Origin of the sequence: Micromonospora rifamycinica, from assembly GCF_900090265.1 — a bacterium.
Taxonomy (GTDB): domain Bacteria; phylum Actinomycetota; class Actinomycetes; order Mycobacteriales; family Micromonosporaceae; genus Micromonospora; species Micromonospora rifamycinica.
This window is the reverse complement of record NZ_LT607752.1, coordinates 322,410-342,505: the sequence shown is the minus strand read 5'-3', so window position 1 is coordinate 342,505 and position 20,096 is coordinate 322,410. Positions and strand designations below refer to the sequence as shown.

Sequence of the window (20,096 nt, the reverse complement as noted above, 5' to 3'; positions counted from 1 at the left end):
GGTCAGCCGCCCCGGGCGAACAGCGCCAGGCGGACCCGGTTCGGGCTGTCCGTCTTGGTCATCAGGCTGGTGATGTGGGTCTTCACGGTGGTCACGCCGATGTGCAGCCGGTCGGCGATCTCGGAGTTCGACAGCCCCTCGGCCACCAGGTCGAGCACGTCCTGTTCCCGGGCGGTCAGCCCGGACACCGGCCGGGGCGGCTCGGCGCGGGCGTGCACCGCCCGTCGGACCAGCCGCTGCAGCACCTCCTCGCTGAACGGGCTGCCCCCGGCGGCGGCCCGCCGCACCCCGTCGACCAGCTCACCGGGCGGGGCGTCCTTGAGCAGGAAGCCGCAGGCCCCGGCGGTGAGCGCGGGATAGAGGTGGTCGTCGTCGCCGAACGTGGTCAGCACCAGCACCCGCGCCCCGGGCCGGCCGGCGAGGATACGGCCGGTGGCGGTGATCCCGTCGACGCCGGGCATCCGCAGGTCCATCACCACCACGTCGGGGACGAGCCGGGCGGCCAGGGTGACCGCGTCGCGGCCGTTGTCGGCCTCCCCGACCACCTCGATGTCGGGCTGGGCCTCGCAGAGCATGCGCAGGCCCGCGCGGATGAGGTGCTGGTCGTCGACCAGCAGCACCCGGATCACGACCGCCACGCCGGGTACGGACCGCCCGAGCCGGGCGGCGGGGTCGTCGGACCGTCACCCCCGAGCGGTGCGGGCGTCGGACCACCCGCCCCCGGTGGTGCGGGCGTCGGACCGCCGGGAGGTGGGCCGGCGGCCGGGGACGGGCCGGCTTCGGTCGACGCCACGGCGGGCAGCACCGTCCGGACCCGCCAACCGGTGCCGGCCGGGCCGGCCTCCAGCCGCCCGCCGAGCACCTCGACGCGCTCCCGCATGCCGGTGATGCCGTGCCCACCGCCGGGCGGGACCGTCGCCGGGGTCCAGCCCCGCCCGTCGTCGGCCACCTCCCAATGGACGGCGTCGCCGACGACCGACACCGACAGCCGCGCCCGGGTGGCCGCGCCGGCATGCTTCACCACGTTGGTCAACGCCTCCTGGGTCAACCGCAGGACCGCCAGCCCCCGTACCGCGTCGAGCGCGCCCACCGCCGGATCGACCTCCGCCTCCACCGTCACCCCCGACTGCCGTGCCCGGTCGACCGCCGCGCCGAGCGCGGTCGGCAGCGCCGACGGCTCGATCGAGGTCAGCGCCGCGTCCCCATGCGCCGCGTCGGGATCCCGCAGCACCGCGACCAGCCCCCGCAGATCCGCCAACGCCGCCGTCCCGGTCGCGTGCACGTCGTCGAAGACCGCCCCCACCCGGGGATCCGGGTCGGTGAGGACGTGCCGGGCGACACCGACCCGCAGCACCATCGACGCCACGTGGTGCGCCACCACGTCGTGCAGTTCGCGGGCGATGGCGCTGCGTTCGTCGGCCCGCGCCGCCCGGCCCTCCGACTCCCGGCGCAGCTGATCCGCCCGAAGCCGCTCCTCGGCCTGCCGGGCGAGTTCCCGGTTGGTGCGTACCACCGTCCCGGCCAGCAGCGGCAGTCCGACGTACACCAGCACCCCGAACACCGTCCCGGCGACGCCCTTGGCCCCGTGCCCGCCCGGGTTGAACGCCGTGACCACGCCCAGCACTCCGGCGGCCACCCAACCGGTGCGCGGCCGCCGGCACCGCATGGTCAGTTCGAGCAGCCCCCAACTGGCCCCGACCTGGTTGATCGTGGTGTCGTCGACAGCCGTGATCGCCACCAGCAGCAGCACGGTCTGTGCCGTCAGGTTCACCAGCGGCCGGCGGTGCGTCACCAGCGCGACGAGGAACGCCGTCCCGGCCAACGCCCACTGCGCGCCGGTCGGCGACTGCCCGGTCCGCGTGCCGAAGAGGAGATAGCCGAGGCCGCTGAGATCGAGCAGCAGCATCCGCACGAGGGTGTCCCGTACGTCGAACAGTCGCCCGACCCAGCCCACCGGCTCAGCCTACGGCCGGGAGGAGGAGTCGGCGGCACCGGTCGGGCGGTTCCAGCGGGTCCGCAGCCCCAGGTAGCCGGCCAGCCCGAGCGGCCCGAACAGGATCGTCGCCACCAGCACCGGGGACATGACCCACGCCGGCACCCCCCTCTCCCGACCGTCGAGCCACGCCCAACGGCCGGCGAACAGGTCGAAGGCGATCAGGTGCGCCCAGGCCGCCGCCGCGCCGACGTCCGTGCCCAGCAGGTCGCGTACGCCGGTCAGGGTCGGCATGGTGACCACCGGGAGCAGCTCGCCGAGCGCCGGCAGCACCAGCACCGCGTAGATCCCCAGGACCGGCAGCACGATCAGCGGCGACCGGATGACCCGGGTGGTCCACGACCAGCCCGGCAGCAGGATCATCAGTGCCCAGAACGGCGCGGCCAGCGCGAAGGTCAACGAGAACCAGGTGGCGGTCATGCGGCCGGCGCCAGGTCCGGGCGTCGCCGCCGGAACAGCACCACCGTCGCGGCGGCGCCGGCGGCGACCAGCAGGGCGGCCGACGCGGCGAGCGTGGTCACGTCCGGGCGCAGCAGCGGCTGCCCGCGCAGCGCCTGCCAGGTCAACAGCACGGTGAGTACGCCGTACCCGGCCCCCGCGACGACCAGCAGCCGGACCCGGCTCCGCTCGTCGAGCCAGCGCCCGAGGTAGCGGCGCAGCAGGAAGGCCAGGATCGGCAGCGCCTGCATGGCGTGCAGCCCCACGAAGTGCCCGATCCGCAGGTCGCCGCCGGTGGTGCTCCACCCGACGATCGGCAGCCCCGGCCCGCCGTCCGGCACGCCCACGCTGTGCGCCCCGGCGATGCCGTCCGGCCCGGCCCGGTCCTGGGCCACCATCGGGAACGCCACCAGCATCCCCAGCGCGGACAGGCCGAGCCCCAGGCCCACCGCCCAGGTGGTGGCCCGGTCCCGGGGCCGCCGCACCAGCAGCACGACCGCGACGAGCAGGTGCGCGACGAACAACACCATGATCGCCAATCCCATCACCTGCCAGAGCGCGGCGTTGAGCGGGGTGGTCTGGTTGTAGTGGCTGGTGGTGCCGCGCAGCACCTGCCCGACGATGACCGCCATCTCGACCACGGCCATCGCCACCACCACACTGGCCGACCATTCCGCGAGCCGGCTGCGACGCGGCAGTTGCGCGAGCATCCAGGCGAGGGTGGCCCCGTACAGCACGAAGGAGACCGAGAACTTGAACGGCTTGAGCCAGATCGGCACGCCGGTGAGCACCCGGCCGTCGACGACCAGGCCCACCGCGGTGACGACGGCGAGCACCGCCGCCGCCACGCTGAGCACCATCAGGGGGCGGTGCCGGCCGGCCGCCCGGGACATCACGTCAGTCATGTGTCGAGCCTCGCCGGCCGCCGGCCCGACCGCGCCCGACCGGAGGCCCCGGTCACGGCCCCCGGTCGGAGGCCGCCTCCTCCCCAGGGTGGAGGAGCGCCGTGCCGGGCGGTCGGGGCCGGCGGACAAATTGACGGCATAGACAACGCTCAGTACCTTGGAAAGCGCTTACCTGACATGACACCACCTCCCGGAGCTGCCCCGGGCAGGGCGGACCCGGTACCCCGACCCCCACAGGAGAAGACCATGATCTACCGACAGCGTCGGACGGCACTGTGGATGTCCGCAGTCGCCGCGACGACGCTCACCGCGACCGGTGTCGTGATCACCGCGAACGCCGCCCAGGCCGCCGCCGGGTGCCGGATCACCTACACGGTGACCACCCAGTGGTCCGGCGGCTTCAGCGCGAACGTCGATCTCACCAACCTGGGCGACCCGCTCACCGCCTGGACGGCCACCTGGACGTTCGGTGCCGGGCAACGCGTCGACCAGGGCTGGAACGCCACGTTCAACCAGAACGGCAGCTCGGTCAGCGCCGCGAACGCCGGCTACAACGGGTCCGTCGGCACCAACGGCACCGTCTCGTTCGGCTTCAACGGCAGCTGGACCGGCAGCAACCCGGTCCCGACGACCTTCGCGGTCAACGGGGTGACCTGCACCGGCGGCGTCACCCCCACCACCGGCACCCCCACCACCGCGCCCCCGACGACCGCACCGCCCACCACACCCCCGCCCACGACCCCGCCGCCGACCACACCCCCGCCCACCACGCCGCCGCCGACCACCCCACCGCCGTCGGGCAGCACGCTGTACGTGGCACCGAACGGCACCGCCGGTGCGGCCGGCACCCAGGCGAACCCGACCACCCTCGCCTCGGCCATCACCCGGGTCACCGCCGGCGGCACGATCTACGTCCGCGCCGGGACGTACAACCTGGCGCAGACCGTCACCATCGAACCGGGCAACAACGGCACCGCCAGCGCCCGCAAGAAGCTGTTCGCCTACCCGGGCGAGAAGCCGGTGCTGAACTTCTCGGCGATGAGCGAGGACCCGGCCAACCGGGGGCTCGCCCTGAACGGGTCGTACTGGCACGTCCAGGGCCTCGTCGTCGAGCGGGCCGGCGACAACGGGATCTTCGTGGGTGGTAGCAACAACATCATCGAGCGCACGGTGACCCGCTTCAACCGCGACAGCGGGCTGCAGCTCTCCCGGATCGCCTCCAGCACCCCACGCGACCAGTGGCCGGCCAACAACCTGGTGCTCAGCGCCGAGTCGCACGACAACGCCGACTCCGACGGGGAGGACGCCGACGGCTTCGCCGCCAAGCTCACCGTGGGCAGCGGAAACGTCTTCCGGTACGCGGTGTCGCACAACAACATCGACGACGGGTGGGACCTCTACACCAAGACCGACACCGGACCGATCGGTGTGGTGACCATCGAGGACTCGCTCGCCTACAACAACGGCACGCTCAGCAACGGCACCCAGAACGGCAACGGTGACCGCAACGGCTTCAAGCTCGGCGGCGAGGACATCGGCGTCAACCACGTCGTGCGACGGACCATCGCCTTCCGCAACGGCAAGCACGGGTTCACCTACAACCGCAACCTCGGCTCGATGTCGATCTCGAACAACCTGAGCATCGACAACACCGAGCGCAACTTCTCGTTCGACGGCGGCAGCTCGGTGTTCCGGAACAACACCTCGTGCCGCAGCGGCAGCGGCTCGAACGACAAGATCGTCGGCAACAGCGACAGCTCCAACCAGTTCTGGAGCGGCAGCAACGGCTCCCGCTGCGCGTCGTACACCGGGGCCATCGGGTGGTCCTTCGCCTCCGACGGGCGGCTCGTGGTGACCCTCGGCGGCCGGCAGGTCACCCTGTAACCGCCGACCCCGCGATGGTGGCCCGGTCGGACCGGCCGGGCCACCACCGCAGGCAGCCCCGGTCACCGGGTGGTGAGGCCGACCAGCGTGGCCAGTCGCGCGACGCCGGCCCCCGACGGCCGCCCCCGGGCCAGCTCGGCGATGACCGTACGGGCCACCGGCCGGCACCGCACCTCGGCCGGCGCGATACCGTCCGCGTCGACCAGCACCCGACCGGCCCCGAACAGATCACCTACCTGGAGGTACGCCCGCGCGGCGTCGACCAGGTAGGCGGCGCGGTACTCGGCCGGCAAGAGCCGCCACCCCTCCCGACGGATCACCTGCTCGTGCCGGTAGACCGCCTCCCCACCGTCGCCCACCTCGATCGCCGCCACCACCCGGGCCAACTCGACGACGACCGGCCCGAAGCAGGTCCGGTGCGGATCGTCACCGCTCCCGACCCGGGTGGCGATCCCGGCAGTCAGATCGATCAGCTCGTCGGTCTGGTGGGCGTCGCCGTGCTCGGCGGCGGCAAGTGCGGCCTGGAGCAGCAGCGTCCCGCAGAGCGCCTGCCGCACCGCCGTGGCGTCGCGTACCGGCCTCGGGGCGACACGACGCGCGGCGGCCACTGTCACCGCGAGCGCCAACCGACCACGACCCAGCGCCCGTAACGCCTGCCCCACCGCCACGGCCGCCGTACCCGCCAACGCCGGGTCGTCGCCGGCCACGGCCACCGCCCGGTCGGCGGCGAGCCACCCGAGGTCGGCTTCGCCGAGCTTCACCAGCACGGCCGAGGTGATCCGGTACGTCTGCACCAACGCCTCCGCCGCGCCCTCGGGGGCCGTCGCGTGCCGGCTACGGGCCGCGTCGAGCAACCCGGGCAGTGCCCGCAGGACCTGCGCGTAGTGCGCGTGCTGATAGGTCAACCAGGCGTGCCCGACGTGCCGCCGCAGTTCCACCGGTGACACCACCCCGGCAGGGACGTCGTAGCGGGCGAGGGCGGCGCGCAGCTCGTCCACCCCGTCCAGCCCGCCGGTCCCGCCCACAGACGGCAGCCGGGTGCCGAGCAGTACCGCCGGATCGACCCGCAGCACCTCGGCGATCTCCTGGATCACCGAGTACCGGTCCAGCGCGCGGACTCCGCGTTCGACCTTGTCCACCCAGCTCTTCGACTTGCCGAGCCGGTCGGCGAGCATCTGCTGGGTCATCCGCCGTCGTACCCGCCAGCGCGCCACCCGCCGCCCGACCGGCAGTTCCTCACCGCCCACGCCGCCACCGCCGATCCGGCACGGCGCGCGTCGTGTCCTCGACGGGTACGCGCTCCGCCTCGGCCTGCGCGAGAATGCGGCGCTTGGCGGCCTCGTGCTCGGCAGCCTCGGCCTGTTCTCCCCGACTCGCGACCGGCTCGTTCCCCTGCTCCCGCATGCCCACCTCCGTCGATAGCGCCGGCTTCCCTGATGGGCTTCAGCGAAGTCGACCACTGGTCGACGGACCAGATGACGAGCCGTGTGTGCGATTGCGCTTCCCCTACCTCGGGTTGTGCGGGCTTGCGTGGCCCCCTGCCATGCCAGTTCTCCCTCTACGCTCATCGCTGTTGGTAGCCAGTCGACTCCCGGGAGTAGATGGATGGCACGATCGGTCACAAACAAGGCGCTGGATGCGTTGCTGTCCGCTGCTGGCTACGGCGGCGCTCATGCGGCATTCGCCCGCCAGGTCAACCACGCGGGCCGGGCTCAGGGCAGTTGGCGTTACGACGCGGCCAGCGTCTACTGGTGGCTTCGTGGACGTCGGCCGGCTAAGCACGTGCAGACCGCCATGGCAGAGACGATCGCGCGGAAACTCGGTCGGCCCGTCGAGATGGCGGAACTCGGGTTCGTCGGCTCCGACCTCGGGGACGCAACCTACCCTCCGACTGCCAGCGATGCCATCGAGGCTGCCGGAGGGTTGTGGACGTTACTCGCTCAACGGATCAGCTCACCGACCGGAAAGGTATTCCACAGCGGAGCGGCACTACAGGCCGCGCTCGCCTGGCGATACGACCTTCCCGATACAAAGGTGACCCGCGAAGGGGTCCCGTCGCTCACGGCAGCTGACATTCAACCGCTGCACCTCCTCGCTGAACACTTCGCCGACCTCGATCGACGCCACGGTGGCGGCTCCCCGTACACCCGTGCACTCATGGCCGATCTCCTCGCCCGGCAGGTGCTTCCCATGCTGCACGGGGCATACGCGGATGCCGTCGGGCGTGACCTCATGCGGGCCAGCGCAACGCTCTGCGGTCAGCTCGCCTTCATGTCCTACGACGCGGGTGAACACGGCGTCGCCCAGCACCACGTCACCATCGCTCTGCGGCTCGCCAAGGCCGCAGGTGACCGCCTTTACGGCGCACATCTCCTCGCAAACCTCGCCACTCAGGCCGTCTACCTCGGGCACACCCGAGACACCACCCGACTCTCCGAGGCAGCCCTCGACGGGGCGGGCCGTGCCCCCGCTGCGGTCCGCGCCCGGCTTTACGCCACAGCCGCCAGCGCGTACGGCCGATCTGGGGACAGGCGGGCCTGTCGAACAGCGCTGGCAAAGGCAGAAAAGGCTGTCGATCGAATGTGCGGGGAGGACAGGCCACACTGGGTCAGTTACTTCAGCCCGGCCCACCTCGCTGGCACCACCCTGAAGTGTCTCAGCGACCTACGCCTGCACCGGCAGGCGCTGCGGCACGCGTCCGACGCGATTACCCTCGCCAGCGCGAATGCCCGGACGCGCGTCTTACACAGCGCCCTGATCGCGCTGGCCCATGCTCAGGCCGGAGACATCGACGCTGCCTGCACCTGGGGCCGGGAGGCGGCACGACACGCACCGCAAGTCCGCTCCGCCCGGGTGACGCAGCGCGTCCAGGAACTCACCGCCGCGTTAAACCCTCACCGAGCGACGGCCGACGTCCACGACCTGCTCCTCATGCTCGCACCCACGCCGCCGTCGCACCCGCACGCCGGCCCCCGCTGAGGTAGCGCAAGCTCGCATCGACGTCTACGGCTAACGTCACACGGATGACGTGGACGGAGCCCAGCACCTGGTATGCGAAACTGCCCGCCTTCCATGCCGCCACGGCCGCCTTCATCACCGACACGGTGGGCGACGTGCTCCTGGTCAAGCCCACCTACCGCGATCACTGGGCCTTTCCGGGCGGCTACGTGGAACAGGATGAGTATCCGCACCAGGCATGCGCCCGCGAAGCCCGGGAGGAACTCGGAATCGCGGTGGCAGTCGGAGAGTTGCTTGTCGTGGATTGGGCATCGCCTGCCGGGCAACGGCCCCGTGCCCTCGTCCACTTCACCTTCGACTGCGGGACCAGCACCCGGCACGACGGTTTCACCATACCGGAGCAGGAGATCGAAAGTGTCGGCTTCTTCGCACCTGATGAAGCCGCACAACGCCTTCCCGACAACGTCGCTCCACGGGTGAGTGCAGCTATTCGCGCACGTGCTCGTCGTATCCCTTGCTATCTCGTCGACGGCGTAACCGCCTCGTAGGCATCCTGCCCAGGATCGTTTCGACTGCGTCGAGGAGAGCGATACTCGTGAACGGATACGTCCCGACCTTTCGGATGGTCATCAACGACATCCGGAAGTCGATCACCTCGGGGCAGCTCAAGAAAGGCGACAAACTCCCGTCGCTGCCTGAGCTTGCCGAGAGGTACGACTGCTCCATCGGTACGGTGCGCCGGGCGATCGAGCATCTCCAGATCACCGGCGAGCTTCAGGGGCGACAGGGCAAGGGCACCTACGTGACCGGGAAGCTGTTCGAGGAGTCCTGAGCCTCGGGCTACGCCCTCTTGGTCAAGATGGTGTGAGACACCCCGTGTGAGTGGGGTGCTGACCTGCTGAGGGCGGGGATCGGAGATCCTTGTGTACGTGTCTACTTCATCTGGCAAGCAGCCGGCGTCCGGCGGCGGCGACCCGGCGCCAAAGCCATCACGGCGGGTCTTCAGCCCGGAGTACAAGCTCGCGATGGTCGCCGAGTACGAGAACGCCGCGAACGGAGAGAAAGGCGCGATCCTGCGCCGGGAAGGTCTGTACTCGTCGCACATCATCGAATGGACACGGGCTCGCGACGCCGGGCAACTCGGCCAGGTAGGGACTCCCGTCACGGATTCCGGCACGGCGGCGGTCGGGGCGCGGGTGAAGAAGTCCGCGGAACAGATCGAGTTGGAGAAGCTGCGCCGGCAGAACGAGAAGCTGCAGGCGGATCTGAAGAAGACCCGCATGGCGTTGGACATCATGGGAAAAGCACACGCGCTCTTGGAAGAACTCTCCGAGAGCGCGGACAGCGACAGCCAGCCGAGGAGATCCTGACCGCCGTGTTCGGCGAGTTACGCGACGCGGACATCTCGGTGCTGCGGGCGTGCGCGTTGACCGGGACCTCGCGGGCGACCTACTACCGGCGGGCCAAGCCGGTCGGACCGCGGCACGGGCCGTGGCTGCCCCGCACCCCGCCGCCGCAGGCGCTCAGCATGGCCGAACGCGACCGGGTGCTGGCTGTGCTGAACTCGCCGGCCTACGCCGACCTGGCGATCCCGCAGGTCTGGGCCAGGGAACTCGACGCGGGCCGCTACCACTGCTCGATGTCCACGATGTATCGCATCGCCCGTGCCGCCGGGCAGAGCCGGGAACGACGCCGGCTGGCGACCCACCCGCCGCGGGTGCGTCCGGAACTGGTCGCGACCGGGCCGGGTCAGGTGTGGTCCTGGGACATCACCGCGTTGAAGGGACCTGTCAAAGGCGTCTGGTACCGGTGTTACGTCGTGATCGACATCTACTCGCGTTACGTCGCCGGCTGGCTCGTCGCGGCCGTCGAGGACGCGGTCGTCGCCCGCGACTTCCTGGCCGACGCGATCAGCCGTAACGGGATCGAACCGCACACCATCCACGCCGACCGTGGCGGCGCCATGGTGTCGAAGCCGGTATCGGAGATGCTCGTCGACCTCGGTGTCCTACGGTCACATTCCCGACCTCGGACCTCGAATGACAACCCGTACTCCGAAGCCCAGTTCAAGACCATGAAATACGTGCCGGACTTCCCCGAGAGGTTCGGGTCCCTCGCTGACGCGAGAGCTTTCTGCGACGGATTCTTCACCGCCTACAACCACGAGCACCGGCACTCCGGGATCGGCTGGCACACCCCAGCCTCGGTGCACTACGGCACCGCCGAGCAGATCCGCGAGCAACGCCAACACGCCCTCGACGCAGCCCACACCGCCCACCCGGACCGATTCAACCGCCGGCCACGCGCACCGAAACTGCCCGACCATGCCTGGATCAACCAGCCGCCCCGACAGGAACAGACCGTCTCAGTTTGACTTGACAACTACCGACGGGCCGATGCCCGTAGCCCGCCAGCGGGGTGGCGCGAGGTCGGGTCGGGAGTGTCATGGTCCGATGCGGCTTATGACACACAGGTATAAATATGACGGACAGGCATACTGCTCTACGCGGACACTGCTTCCGCCGCGCCAGTTACCCAGCGTGACGAACCCTGGCGCAGACAGGCACCCTCACGATTCCCGACGCGCCGCGCACGGCAGTGCCCGCCGCCGCACGGCAGCGCCGCTCAGAGGGCCACGATCGCCGCCGTCTCCGCCGGCAGCTCCACCCGGTCGCGCGTCACGGTGACGCCCTCAGCGGTGGTGAGCAGCACCCGGCGGGCCACCCCGGGCAGGGTGATCCGCTGACGGCGACCGGCGAGGTTCGCCACCACCAGGCACCCGCCCCGGCGTACCACCAGGAACTCGTCGCCGTGGCGGACCTCCACCCGGTGCAGGCGGGGGTCGGACAGGTCGGGGCGGGACTTGCGCAACGCGATCAGCCGCCGGTAGAAGTCGTACATCTCGCGGTGTTCGGGTTTGTCCAGCTCGGCCCAGTCGAGCCGGGAGCGCAGGAAGGTCTGCGGGTCCTGCGGGTCGGGCACCTCACCCGGCGGCCAGCCGTGCGCGGCGAACTCGCGCCGCCGGCCGGTGGCGACCGCCGCCGCCAGCTCCGGCTCCGGGTGGCTGGTGAAGAACTGCCACGGCGTGCTGGCCGCCCACTCCTCCCCCATGAACAGCATCGGGGTGAACGGCGCGGTCAGCAGCAGCATCGCGCCGACCCGCAGCAGCGCGGGCGACAGGCCGGCGGAGATCCGGTCGCCGGTGGCCCGGTTGCCGATCTGGTCGTGGTTCTGCAGGTACGCCACGAAGCGGTGCCCGGGGGTGGCGTGCCGGTCCACCGGACGGCCGTGGCTGCGGTTGCGGAAGCTGGACCAGGTGCCGGCGTGGAAGAACGCCCCGGTCAGCACGTCGGTCAGGCACTCCAGCGAGCCGAAGTCGCCGTAGTAGCCCTGCCGCTCCCCGGTCAGCAGGGTGTGCAGGGCGTGGTGGGCGTCGTCGTTCCACTGCGCGTGCAGGCCGTAGCCGCCGGCCTCCCGGGCGGTGATCAGCCGGGGGTCGTTGAGGTCGGACTCGGCGATCAGCGACAGCGGCCGGCCCAGGTGGGTGGCGAGCGCCTCCACCTCGACCGCCATCTGCTCCAGGACGTGCACCGCCCGGGAGTCGGGCATCGCGTGCACGGCGTCCAGCCGCAGGCCGTCGACGTGATAGTCGCGCAGCCACGTCAGCACCGAGTCGACGATGTAGCGGCGCACCCCGTCGGAGTGCGGGCCGTCCAGGTTGACCGTGCGGCCCCAGGGGTTGTCCTGCTCGGTCAGGTAGGGCGCGAACCTCGGCGCGTAGGCCCCGGAGGGCCCGAAATGGTTGTAGACGACGTCGAGGATCACCCCCAGGCCCCTGGCGTGGGCGGCGTCGACCAGGCGCTTCAGCCCGTCCGGCCCACCGTAGGGTTCGTGCGGGGCATACCAGCAGACCCCGTCGTACCCCCAGTTGTGCTCGCCGTTGAAGGCGTTCACCGGGAGCAGCTCGATCAGGTCGACACCGAGGTCGACCAGGTGGTCGAGCCGGCCGATCGCCGCGTCGAAGGTGCCCTCCGGGGTGAACGTGCCGACGTGCAGCTCGTACAGGATGCTGCCGGGCAGTTGCCGACCGGTCCAGCCCTGGTCGGTCCAGTCGAAGGCGGCGTGGTCGTAGCGGCGGCTCGGCCCGTGCACCCCGGCCGGCTGCCAGGCCGCCCGCGGGTCGGGCAGCGGGGTGTCGTCGTCGTCGAGCAGGAACGCGTAGTCGGTGCCGGGGCCGGCGTCGGGGACCTCGACCCGCCACCAGCCGTCCGGCCCGACCCGCATGTCGTGGTCGGCGACGCCGGGCAGGTGCAGCCTCACCCGGGCGACGTCCGGCGCCCAGACGGTGAACTCGGTCATGCGGCAGCCTCCACGGAGTCGGTGGGAGCCAGCAGGGCGGTCGGCGCGAGCAGCGCGACGGGATAGCTGCTCAGCAGATCATGAAGGAGCAGGTCAGGACCACTGTAGACCCGTCCGGTGAACACGTCGGTAACACTGTTGCCGGGGATCGACAGGCTGGTGCCGCGCCAGCCGCCGGCACGGGCCAGCCCCACCGGCAGCCGGGTGGCCACCGCGATCACGCCACCCCGGTCGAAGGCGACCACGTGGGCGGCGGCCGGCCCGTGCGCGGCCACCGGCCGGTAGCCGGCGAACAGGTCCGGGTGGTCCCGGCGCAGCCGCAGCGTGCGGGAGACCACCAGCAGCTTGGCCGCGCCGTCGGCGGCCACCTCCGGTTGCCAGCCGGCGTCGAGCCGCGCCAGCAGCTCCCGGCGTACGGCGAAGTCGACCGGACGACGGTTGTCCGGATCGACCAGCGAGTTCTCCCACAACTCGGTGCCCTGGTAGGTGTCGGGCACCCCCGGCATGGCGAGCTGGACCAGCTTCTGGCCGAGTGCGTTGGACCAGCCGGCCGGGGTCAGCTCGGCGGCGAACGTGCTGACCTCGTCGTGCAGCTGCGGGTCGTCGTACAGCCGGTCGACCAGGGCGTGCAGGTCGTGTTCGAAGGTCGGGTCGGGGTCGGCCCAGCTCGTCGAGGTCGACGCCTCCCGGGCGGCCTTCTCGACGTACGCGTGCAGGCGGTCCCGGTCGATCGGCCAGGCCCCCACGGCGGTCTGCCACACCAGGTGGGCGAAGGCCGGATCGGCCAGCGGCGCCCGGGTCATCCAGTCGCCGACCTGCTCCGCCCAACGGTCCGGCAGCTCGGCGAGCACGGCCAGCCGGGCCCGGACGTCCTCGCCGCGCTTGGTGTCGTGGGTCGACAGCGTGGTCATGCTGCCCGGCCAGCGCACCTGCCGGGCGGCGGCGAACCGGTGGAACTCCGCCGGCGGCACCCCGAAGTGGACCGGCGAGCCGCCGACCTCGTTGAGGGCCACGAACCGGCTCCACCGGTAGTAGGCGGTGTCCTCCACCCCCTTGGCCATCACCGCGCCGGTGAGCTGCGGGAACCGGGCGGCCAGCTCGTGCCCGGGGCGGCGCAGCAGCGCGGTCACCGCGTCCAGGGTGGCGGTGAGGTCGGGCCGGCGGCGGCCCGCCTCGGCGCGGGCGGCGGCCAGGTGCCGGGCACCGTGCGGCGGGTAGCCCCGGTAGACCGGGAAGCAGGCCGCCAGCTCCGCCAGCGCCTCCCGGGTGGCCGCCCGGTCGAGGTCGGGGGCTAGCGCGGCGAGCCGGCCCAGCTCGGCGGCGAGCAGCCGGGTGGCCGCCGCCAGCTTGGTGGCGTGGGTGAGGTCCTGCCACGAGGTGTGCCGGCCGGTGAGCCGGGCGTCGAGGGCGGTGAAGTCGCCCTCCGCCCGCCCGTCGACGAACAGCCCGCAGACCGCGGCCAGCGCGTCGTAGCCGGTGGTGCCCTGCACCGGCCAGTCCGGCAGCTCCTCGCCGTACTCCAGGATCTTCTCCACCACCAGCCAGGCGTGCGGGGCGGCGGCGCGCAACCGGGCCAGGTAGCCGGCGGGGTCGCGCAGACCGTCGGGGTGGTCGACCCGGATGCCGTCGACCTCACCGGCGGCCACCCAGCGCAGCACCTCGGCGTGCGTGGCGTCGAAGACCGCCGGGTCCTCCACCCGCAGCCCGGCCAGGTCGGACACGGCGAAGAACCGGCGGTACGTCAGCTCGGCGTCGCCGCGCCGCCAGGAGACCAGCTCGTAGTGCTGCCGGTCGTGCACCTCGCGGGGGCTGCCGTCGGCGGTGCCGTCGGCGACCGGGAACCGGTGCTCGTGGTAGCGCAACTCCCCGTCGACGACCTTGAGGTCGTCGACGGCGTCGGGGCTGTCGGCGAGCACCGGCAGCAGCAGCCGGCCCCGCTCCCAGTCGATGTCGAACCAGTCGGCGTACGCCGAGGCCCGGCCCCGGCGCAGCACGTCCCACCAGGCCGGATTGGTCGCCGGCTGGGCGATGCCGGCATGGTTGGGCACGATGTCGACGACCAGGCCCAGCCCGGCCGCCCGCAGCGCGCGGACCAGCCGTTGCCGGCCGGCCTCCCCGCCCAGCTCCGGGTTGACCGCGCGGTGGTCGACCACGTCGTAGCCGTGCGCGGAGCCGGGGGTGGCGGTGAGCAGCGGCGCGCTGTAGAGGTGGGTGACCCCCAGGTCGGCCAGCCAGTCGGCCAGGCCGGCGGTGGTGTCGAGGTCGAAGCCGGGTCGGATCTGGACGCGGTACGTCGACCCGACCGTCACCGTCGAGTCGGGCCGGGGCTGTGCGGGCATGTCAGACCGTCCTCTCCAGGACCACCAGGGAGCGGTCCGGCACGCAGACCGCGCCGCCCGCGTCGACCACCGTCGGCTTCTCCGGGTCCGGTTCCGCCGTACTGATCACCAGCTCCCAGCGCTGGCCGAACTCCTCGCCGGGGAGGGTGAAGTCCAGCGGCGCGTCGTGGGCGTTGAAGCAGAGCAGGAACGAAGAGTCCCGGTGCCGCTGGCCGTACTGGCCGCGTTCGGGGATGCCGTCGCCGTTGACGAACAGGGCCACCGACCGGCCGAAGTCGTTGCCCCAGTCCTCGCCGGTCATCTCCCGCCCGTCGGGGGTGTACCAGGCCAGGTCGGGCAGCCCCGCCTCGGCGTTGCGGCCACCCACCGGCAGGCCGGTGAAGAACCGGCGGCGGCGGAACACCTGATGCCGGTTGCGGAAGTCGGTGAGCCGCCGGACGAAGGCCAGCAGCTCGTCGTCGGCGTGCTCCCAGTCCACCCAGGCCAGGTCGCTGTCCTGGCAGTAGGCGTTGTTGTTGCCGCGCTGGGTGCGGCCCAGCTCGTCGCCGTGGCCGAGCATCGGCACGCCCTGGGAGAGCATCAGGGTGGCGAGGAAGTTGCGGCGCTGCCTGGCCCGCAGGGCCTTGACGCCGGGATCGTCGGTCTCCCCCTCGACGCCGCAGTTCCAGGACCGGTTGTGCCCCTCGCCGTCGCGGTTCTCCTCACCGTTGGCCTCGTTGTGCTTGTCGTTGTACGACACCAGGTCGTTGAGGGTGAACCCGTCGTGGCAGGTGACGAAGTTGATGCTGTGGAAGGGGCGGCGGCCGTCGTCCTGGTAGAGGTCGGCCGAGCCGGAGATGCGGGAGGCGAACTCGGCCAGGGTGGCCGGCTCACCGCGCCAGAAGTCGCGCACCGTGTCGCGGTACTTGCCGTTCCACTCCGTCCACAGGGGAGGGAAGTTGCCGACCTGGTAGCCGCCGGGGCCGACGTCCCACGGCTCGGCGATCAGCTTCACCTGGCTGACCACCGGGTCCTGCTGCACCACCTCGAAGAAGGTGGACAGCCGGTCGACCTCGTAGAACTCGCGGGCCAGGGTAGCGGCCAGGTCGAACCGGAAGCCGTCGACGTGCATCTCGGTCACCCAGTAGCGCAGCGAATCCATGATCAGCTGAAGCGAGTGCGGGCTGCGCACGTTGAGGCTGTTGCCGGTGCCGGTGTAGTCGACGAAGTAGCGCCTGTCCTCTTCGGACAGCCGGTAGTAGCTGGGCGCGTCGACACCCTTGAAGCTCAGCGTCGGGCCCAGGTGGTTGCCCTCGGCGGTGTGGTTGTAGACCACGTCGAGGATGACCTCGATGCCGGCGGCGTGCAGCGCCTTGACCATGCCCCGGAACTCCTGCACCTGCTGGCCGAGCCGGCCCAGCGCCGAGTAGCCGTGGTGCGGGGCGAAGAAGCCGATGCTGTTGTAACCCCAGTAGTTGCGCAGGCCCAGGTCGGCCAGCCGGTGGTCGTGCACGAACTCGTGCACCGGCATCAGCTCGATCGCGGTCACCCCGAGCTGCCGGAAGTAGTCGATCATCACCGGGGAGGCGATGGCCGCGTAGGTGCCGCGCAGCTCCTCCGGGATGCCGGGGTGGCGCATGGTCAGCCCGCGCACGTGCGCCTCGTAGATCACCGAATGGTGGTACGGGGTGCGCGGCGGCCGGTCGTTGCCCCAGTCGAAGTACGGGTTCACCACCACCGACTTGGGCATGAACGGGGCCGAGTCGGTCTCCGACATCCGGTCCGGGTCGCCGCCCAGCTCGTAGTCGTAGACCGCCGGGTTCCAGCTGACCTCCCCGTCGACCGCCTTGGCGTACGGGTCGAGCAGCAGCTTGTGCGGGTTGCACCGGACCCCGTTGGCCGGGTCGTACGGGCCGTGCACCCGGTAGCCGTACCGCTGGCCCGGCTCGATCCCGGGGATGTACGCGTGCCAGACGTACGCGTCGACCTCGCGCAGTTCGACCCGGCGCTCGGTGCCGACGTCCCACTCGTCGAAGAGGCACAGCTCGACCTTCTGGGCGACCTCCGAGAAGATCGCGAAGTTGGTGCCCATCCCGTCATAGGTGGCGCCCAGGGGGTAACGCTCACCCGGCCAGACCTGCATCTCGCTCCTTAGGCCATGATCATGAGCGCACCGGCCGGGTCGGTGACCGCCGGAGCGCACGCCGCTAATGCCCTGCGGCCGCCCCCGCCAATCCACCCGTTCGGGCAACTCCCGACTTCCACCCGTCCGGGGTGTACCGGACCGTCGGGTGTCGTCCGTCACGATAGGCCGTTTCAGGATGCGCCGGGCCGCGCGATGGCCTTTGCTGGACGCGGACACGCGCCCGTGCGGGTCCACCCTCGGCCCCCGGCCATCCCCAGCCACCACCTTCCGCCGTCGTCGTTGCCGGCGCGACCCCTCGTGTGTACGGACGGAGATCGATGTGACCACCCTGCGGGTCAGCGAACACCTCGCGACCGCTGTGGACCGGACCTGCCGGCCCACCCCCACCTTCCGGCCCCAGCTCCCCCAGCAGGGTGGCGGCTCCGGCGTGCCCCCGCGCACCCGGCGCATCCTGATGCTCTCCTGGGAGTACCCGCCGGTGCTGGTCGGTGGGCTCGGCCGACACGTGCACGCCCTGTCGGTGGCCCTGGCCGCCGCCGGGCACGAGGTCACCGTGGTCACCCGGCACACCGAGGGCGCCCCCCTGGAGGAGTACGCCGACGGGGTACGGATCGTCCGCGCCGCCGAGGACCCGGTGACCTTCCCGCTGGCCACCGACTCCCTGCTGGCCTGGACGATGGCGTTCAACCACAGCCTGACCCGGGCCGCCCTGCGGGCCACCGAGTCCGGCACGTACGACGTGATCCACGCACACGACTGGCTGGTCGCGCACACCGCCATGACGCTGCGCGCCCACCTGGACGTGCCGCTGGTCAGCACCATCCACGCCACCGAGGCCGGCCGGCACCAGGGTTGGCTGCCGGGCGAGATGAACCGCACCATCCACGGCGTCGAGCAGTGGCTGGCCGCCGAGTCCGGCCGGGTCATCGTCTGCTCCCGGTACATGCGCGACGAGGTGGGCGCGCTGTTCGACGTGCCGACGGCCCGGGTCGACGTGGTCCCCAACGGCGTCGAGCCGCACCGCTGGAAGGTGCCGACCTCGGCGGTCACCGCGGCCCGCACCCGGTTCGCCGGGGACGGCCCGCTGGTCACCTTCGCCGGCCGGCTGGTCTACGAGAAGGGCGTCCAGCACCTGATCGCCGGCCTGCCCCGGCTGCGGGACCGGCACCCGGGCCTGCGCGCGGTGATCGTCGGCGACGGGCCGTACAAGGCGGAGCTGGAGGCCGAGGTGCACCGGCTCGGGTTGGCCGGCACGGTCGCCATGCCCGGTTTCCTCGGCGGCACCGACCTGCCGGCCGTGATGGCCGCTTCGGACTGCTTCGCGGTGCCCAGCATCTACGAGCCGTTCGGCATGGTCGCCCTGGAGGGGGCGGCGGCCGGAGCGCCGCTCGCGGTCGCCGAGACCGGCGGGCTGGCCGAGATCGTCGAGCCGGGGGTGACCGGGATGACCTTCGCCCCGGAGGATCCGGCCGACCTCACCGAGGCCGTGCACGCGCTGCTGTCCGACCGGGAACGCGCCCGGGTGCTCGCCCGCCGGGCCCGCGCCATGGTGCACGAGCAGTACGGCTGGTCGGCGATCGCCCAGCGCACCGCGGCGGCGTACGCCTCGGCGATCGCCGGGGACGCCGCGTTCACCGCGCAGCGCGCCGAGCAGCGGATGGCGACCGGCCGGGTCACCGCCCCGATCCCGGCGGGCAACCTGCTCGTCGCCGCCGGCCTGCGCTGACCGGCCCGGCGTACGCGAGAAGGCCGCCGACCCTAGCGGGGTCGGCGGCCTTCGTCGGGTGACCGGGGTCAGCGCTGCGCGATGGCGGTGAAATCCCGCTCCGGGGCGCCGGTGTAGATCTGCCGGGGCCGGCCGATCTTGGTCTCCGGGTCGCTGATCATCTCGCGCCACTGGGCGATCCAGCCGGGCAGCCGGCCCAGCGCGAACAGCACCGTGAACATCTTGGTCGGGAAACCCATGGCCTTGTAGATCAGGCCGGTGTAGAAGTCCACGTTGGGGTAGAGCCGGCGGGACACGAAGAAGTCGTCGGCGAGGGCGATCTCCTCCAGCTGCATCGCGAGGTCCAGCAACGGGTCCGGCTTGGACATCCGGTTGAGCACGTCCTGGGCGGCCTTCTTGACGATGGCGGCCCGGGGGTCGTAGTTCTTGTAGACCCGGTGCCCGAAGCCCATCAGCTTCACACCGTCCTGCTTGTCCTTCACCTTGCGGACGAAGGACGCGACGTCACCGCCCTCGGCGTCGATCTTCTCCAGCATCTCCAGCACCGCCTGGTTCGCCCCGCCGTGCAGCGGGCCGAACAGGGCGTTCACCCCGGCCGAGACCGAGGCGAACAGGTTGGCGTTGCTGGAGCCGACCAGCCGGACGGTGGAGGTCGAGCAGTTCTGCTCGTGGTCGGCGTGCAGGACGAAGAGCATGTCCAGCACCCGGGCGACCACCGGGTCGACCTCGTACGGCTCGGCGGGCACCCCGAAGGTCATCCGCAGGAAGTTGTCCACGTAGCCCAGCGAGTTGTCCGGGTACAGCAGGGGCTGACCGATGGACTTCTTGTAGGCGTACGAGGCGATGGTGGGGACCTTCGCCATCAGCCGGACCGTCGACATCTCCACGTGCTCGGAGTCGAACGGGTCCAGGCTGTCCTGGTAGAAGGTCGAGATGGCGCTGACGGCCGAGGACAGCACGGCCATCGGGTGGGCGTCCCGGGGGAACCCGTCGAAGAACCGGCGCATCTCCTCGTGCAGCAGGGAGTGCCGCCGGATCCGCTCGCTGAACTCGGTCAGCTGCTGCTGGGTCGGCAGCTCGCCGTAGATGAGCAGGTAGGAGACCTCCAGGAAGGAGGACTTCTCGGCCAGTTGGTCGATCGGGTAGCCGCGATACCGCAGGATGCCCGCGTCACCGTCGATGTAGGTGATCGCGGAAGAACAGGACGCGGTGTTGACGAACCCGGGATCGTATGTTGTCATCCCGGTTTCCTTGAGCAGCTTGGTGACCCCGATGCCCGCGGGGCCCTCGACCGCGCCCTGCACCGGCATGGAAAGCTGCCCACCGGGGTGGTCGAGCTTGACTTCCGTCATGTGGTTCCTCGCTTCGC

17 protein-coding genes are annotated in these 20,096 nt (G+C 71.5%); 7 read left to right on the top strand and 10 right to left on the bottom strand.

The window, feature by feature from the left end; translation table 11 throughout:
- Nucleotides 1–2: 2 nt before the first annotated feature.
- The 4 genes from GA0070623_RS01315 to GA0070623_RS01300 are packed head-to-tail and all read right to left on the bottom strand — an operon-like array spanning nt 3 to nt 3,336.
- On the bottom strand, nt 3–629 hold the full coding sequence (locus GA0070623_RS01315; protein ID WP_067310983.1) for a response regulator transcription factor: 627 nt from the start codon (nt 627–629) through the stop codon (nt 3–5).
- A complete protein-coding gene (locus GA0070623_RS01310; protein WP_084261422.1) occupies nt 626–1,954 on the bottom strand; it encodes a sensor histidine kinase in 1,329 nt (442 codons plus the stop codon). Before GA0070623_RS01310 ends, GA0070623_RS01315 begins: the two co-directional genes overlap by 4 nt.
- Nucleotides 1,955–1,963: 9 nt before the next feature.
- Nucleotides 1,964–2,413, bottom strand: coding sequence for an ABA4-like family protein (locus GA0070623_RS01305; RefSeq protein WP_067310937.1), 450 nt, complete (start codon nt 2,411–2,413; stop codon nt 1,964–1,966).
- The gene (locus GA0070623_RS01300) at nt 2,410–3,336 is read right to left on the bottom strand and encodes a hypothetical protein (protein WP_067310935.1); all 927 of its coding nucleotides are present in this window, start codon (nt 3,334–3,336) and stop codon (nt 2,410–2,412) included. Before GA0070623_RS01300 ends, GA0070623_RS01305 begins: the two co-directional genes overlap by 4 nt.
- Nucleotides 3,337–3,582: 246 nt before the next feature.
- Between GA0070623_RS01300 and GA0070623_RS01295 the strand changes: the two genes are divergently transcribed.
- A complete protein-coding gene (locus tag GA0070623_RS01295) occupies nt 3,583–5,220 on the top strand; it encodes a cellulose-binding domain-containing protein (protein ID WP_067310932.1) in 1,638 nt (545 codons plus the stop codon).
- A gap of 62 nt (nt 5,221–5,282) precedes the next feature.
- Here the strand turns inward: GA0070623_RS01295 and GA0070623_RS01290 are convergent, their stop codons facing one another.
- Both GA0070623_RS01290 and GA0070623_RS30675 read right to left on the bottom strand, forming a co-directional pair.
- Nucleotides 5,283–6,407 (bottom strand): helix-turn-helix domain-containing protein, encoded by a 1,125-nt coding sequence (locus tag GA0070623_RS01290; RefSeq protein ID WP_231932881.1) that lies wholly within the window; start codon nt 6,405–6,407, stop codon nt 5,283–5,285.
- A 49-nt stretch (nt 6,408–6,456) separates the two neighbouring features.
- Entirely contained in the window at nt 6,457–6,624 is a 168-nt protein-coding gene (locus tag GA0070623_RS30675) for a hypothetical protein (protein WP_231932615.1), read from the bottom strand.
- 201 nt (nt 6,625–6,825) lie between these two features.
- On the opposite strand from GA0070623_RS30675, the gene GA0070623_RS01285 reads away from it, so the two are divergent.
- The 5 genes from GA0070623_RS01285 to GA0070623_RS01270 all read left to right on the top strand — a co-directional run bounded on the left by GA0070623_RS01285 (nt 6,826) and on the right by GA0070623_RS01270 (nt 10,552).
- A complete protein-coding gene (locus GA0070623_RS01285; RefSeq protein WP_157517576.1) occupies nt 6,826–8,199 on the top strand; it encodes a hypothetical protein in 1,374 nt (457 codons plus the stop codon).
- 44 nt (nt 8,200–8,243) lie between these two features.
- Nucleotides 8,244–8,726, top strand: coding sequence for an NUDIX domain-containing protein (locus GA0070623_RS01280; protein ID WP_067310925.1), 483 nt, complete (start codon nt 8,244–8,246; stop codon nt 8,724–8,726).
- 47 nt (nt 8,727–8,773) lie between these two features.
- Nucleotides 8,774–9,010, top strand: a complete 237-nt coding sequence (locus GA0070623_RS01275) for a GntR family transcriptional regulator (protein ID WP_089003857.1) — start codon at nt 8,774–8,776, stop codon at nt 9,008–9,010.
- A 97-nt stretch (nt 9,011–9,107) separates the two neighbouring features.
- Nucleotides 9,108–9,548, top strand: coding sequence for a transposase (locus GA0070623_RS31605; RefSeq protein WP_407937960.1), 441 nt, complete (start codon nt 9,108–9,110; stop codon nt 9,546–9,548).
- 5 nt (nt 9,549–9,553) lie between these two features.
- The gene (locus GA0070623_RS01270) at nt 9,554–10,552 is read left to right on the top strand and encodes an IS3 family transposase (RefSeq protein WP_407937959.1); all 999 of its coding nucleotides are present in this window, start codon (nt 9,554–9,556) and stop codon (nt 10,550–10,552) included.
- Between the two features lie 251 nt (nt 10,553–10,803).
- Here GA0070623_RS01270 and treZ read toward each other — a convergent pair whose 3' ends face one another.
- Genes treZ through glgX form a run of 3 tightly spaced genes read right to left on the bottom strand, consistent with a single transcriptional unit; the run spans nt 10,804 to nt 16,998 of the window.
- Complete coding sequence (gene treZ, locus GA0070623_RS01265) at nt 10,804–12,537, bottom strand: malto-oligosyltrehalose trehalohydrolase (protein WP_067312995.1); 1,734 nt, start codon at nt 12,535–12,537, stop codon at nt 10,804–10,806.
- Nucleotides 12,534–14,876: a malto-oligosyltrehalose synthase gene (gene treY, locus GA0070623_RS01260; protein WP_067312993.1), complete on the bottom strand. Its 2,343-nt coding sequence runs from the start codon at nt 14,874–14,876 to the stop codon at nt 12,534–12,536. The genes treZ and treY overlap by 4 nt, the downstream gene beginning before the upstream one ends.
- Nucleotide 14,877: 1 nt before the next feature.
- The gene (gene glgX / locus GA0070623_RS01255; RefSeq protein ID WP_067312991.1) at nt 14,878–16,998 is read right to left on the bottom strand and encodes a glycogen debranching protein GlgX; all 2,121 of its coding nucleotides are present in this window, start codon (nt 16,996–16,998) and stop codon (nt 14,878–14,880) included.
- Nucleotides 16,999–17,320: 322 nt separating this feature from the next.
- Between glgX and GA0070623_RS01250 the strand changes: the two genes are divergently transcribed.
- Nucleotides 17,321–18,727, top strand: coding sequence for a glycosyltransferase family 4 protein (locus GA0070623_RS01250; RefSeq protein WP_067312989.1), 1,407 nt, complete (start codon nt 17,321–17,323; stop codon nt 18,725–18,727).
- 68 nt (nt 18,728–18,795) lie between these two features.
- Here GA0070623_RS01250 and GA0070623_RS01245 read toward each other — a convergent pair whose 3' ends face one another.
- Entirely contained in the window at nt 18,796–20,079 is a 1,284-nt protein-coding gene (locus tag GA0070623_RS01245; protein ID WP_067312988.1) for a citrate synthase, read from the bottom strand.
- Nucleotides 20,080–20,096: the final 17 nt, after the last annotated feature.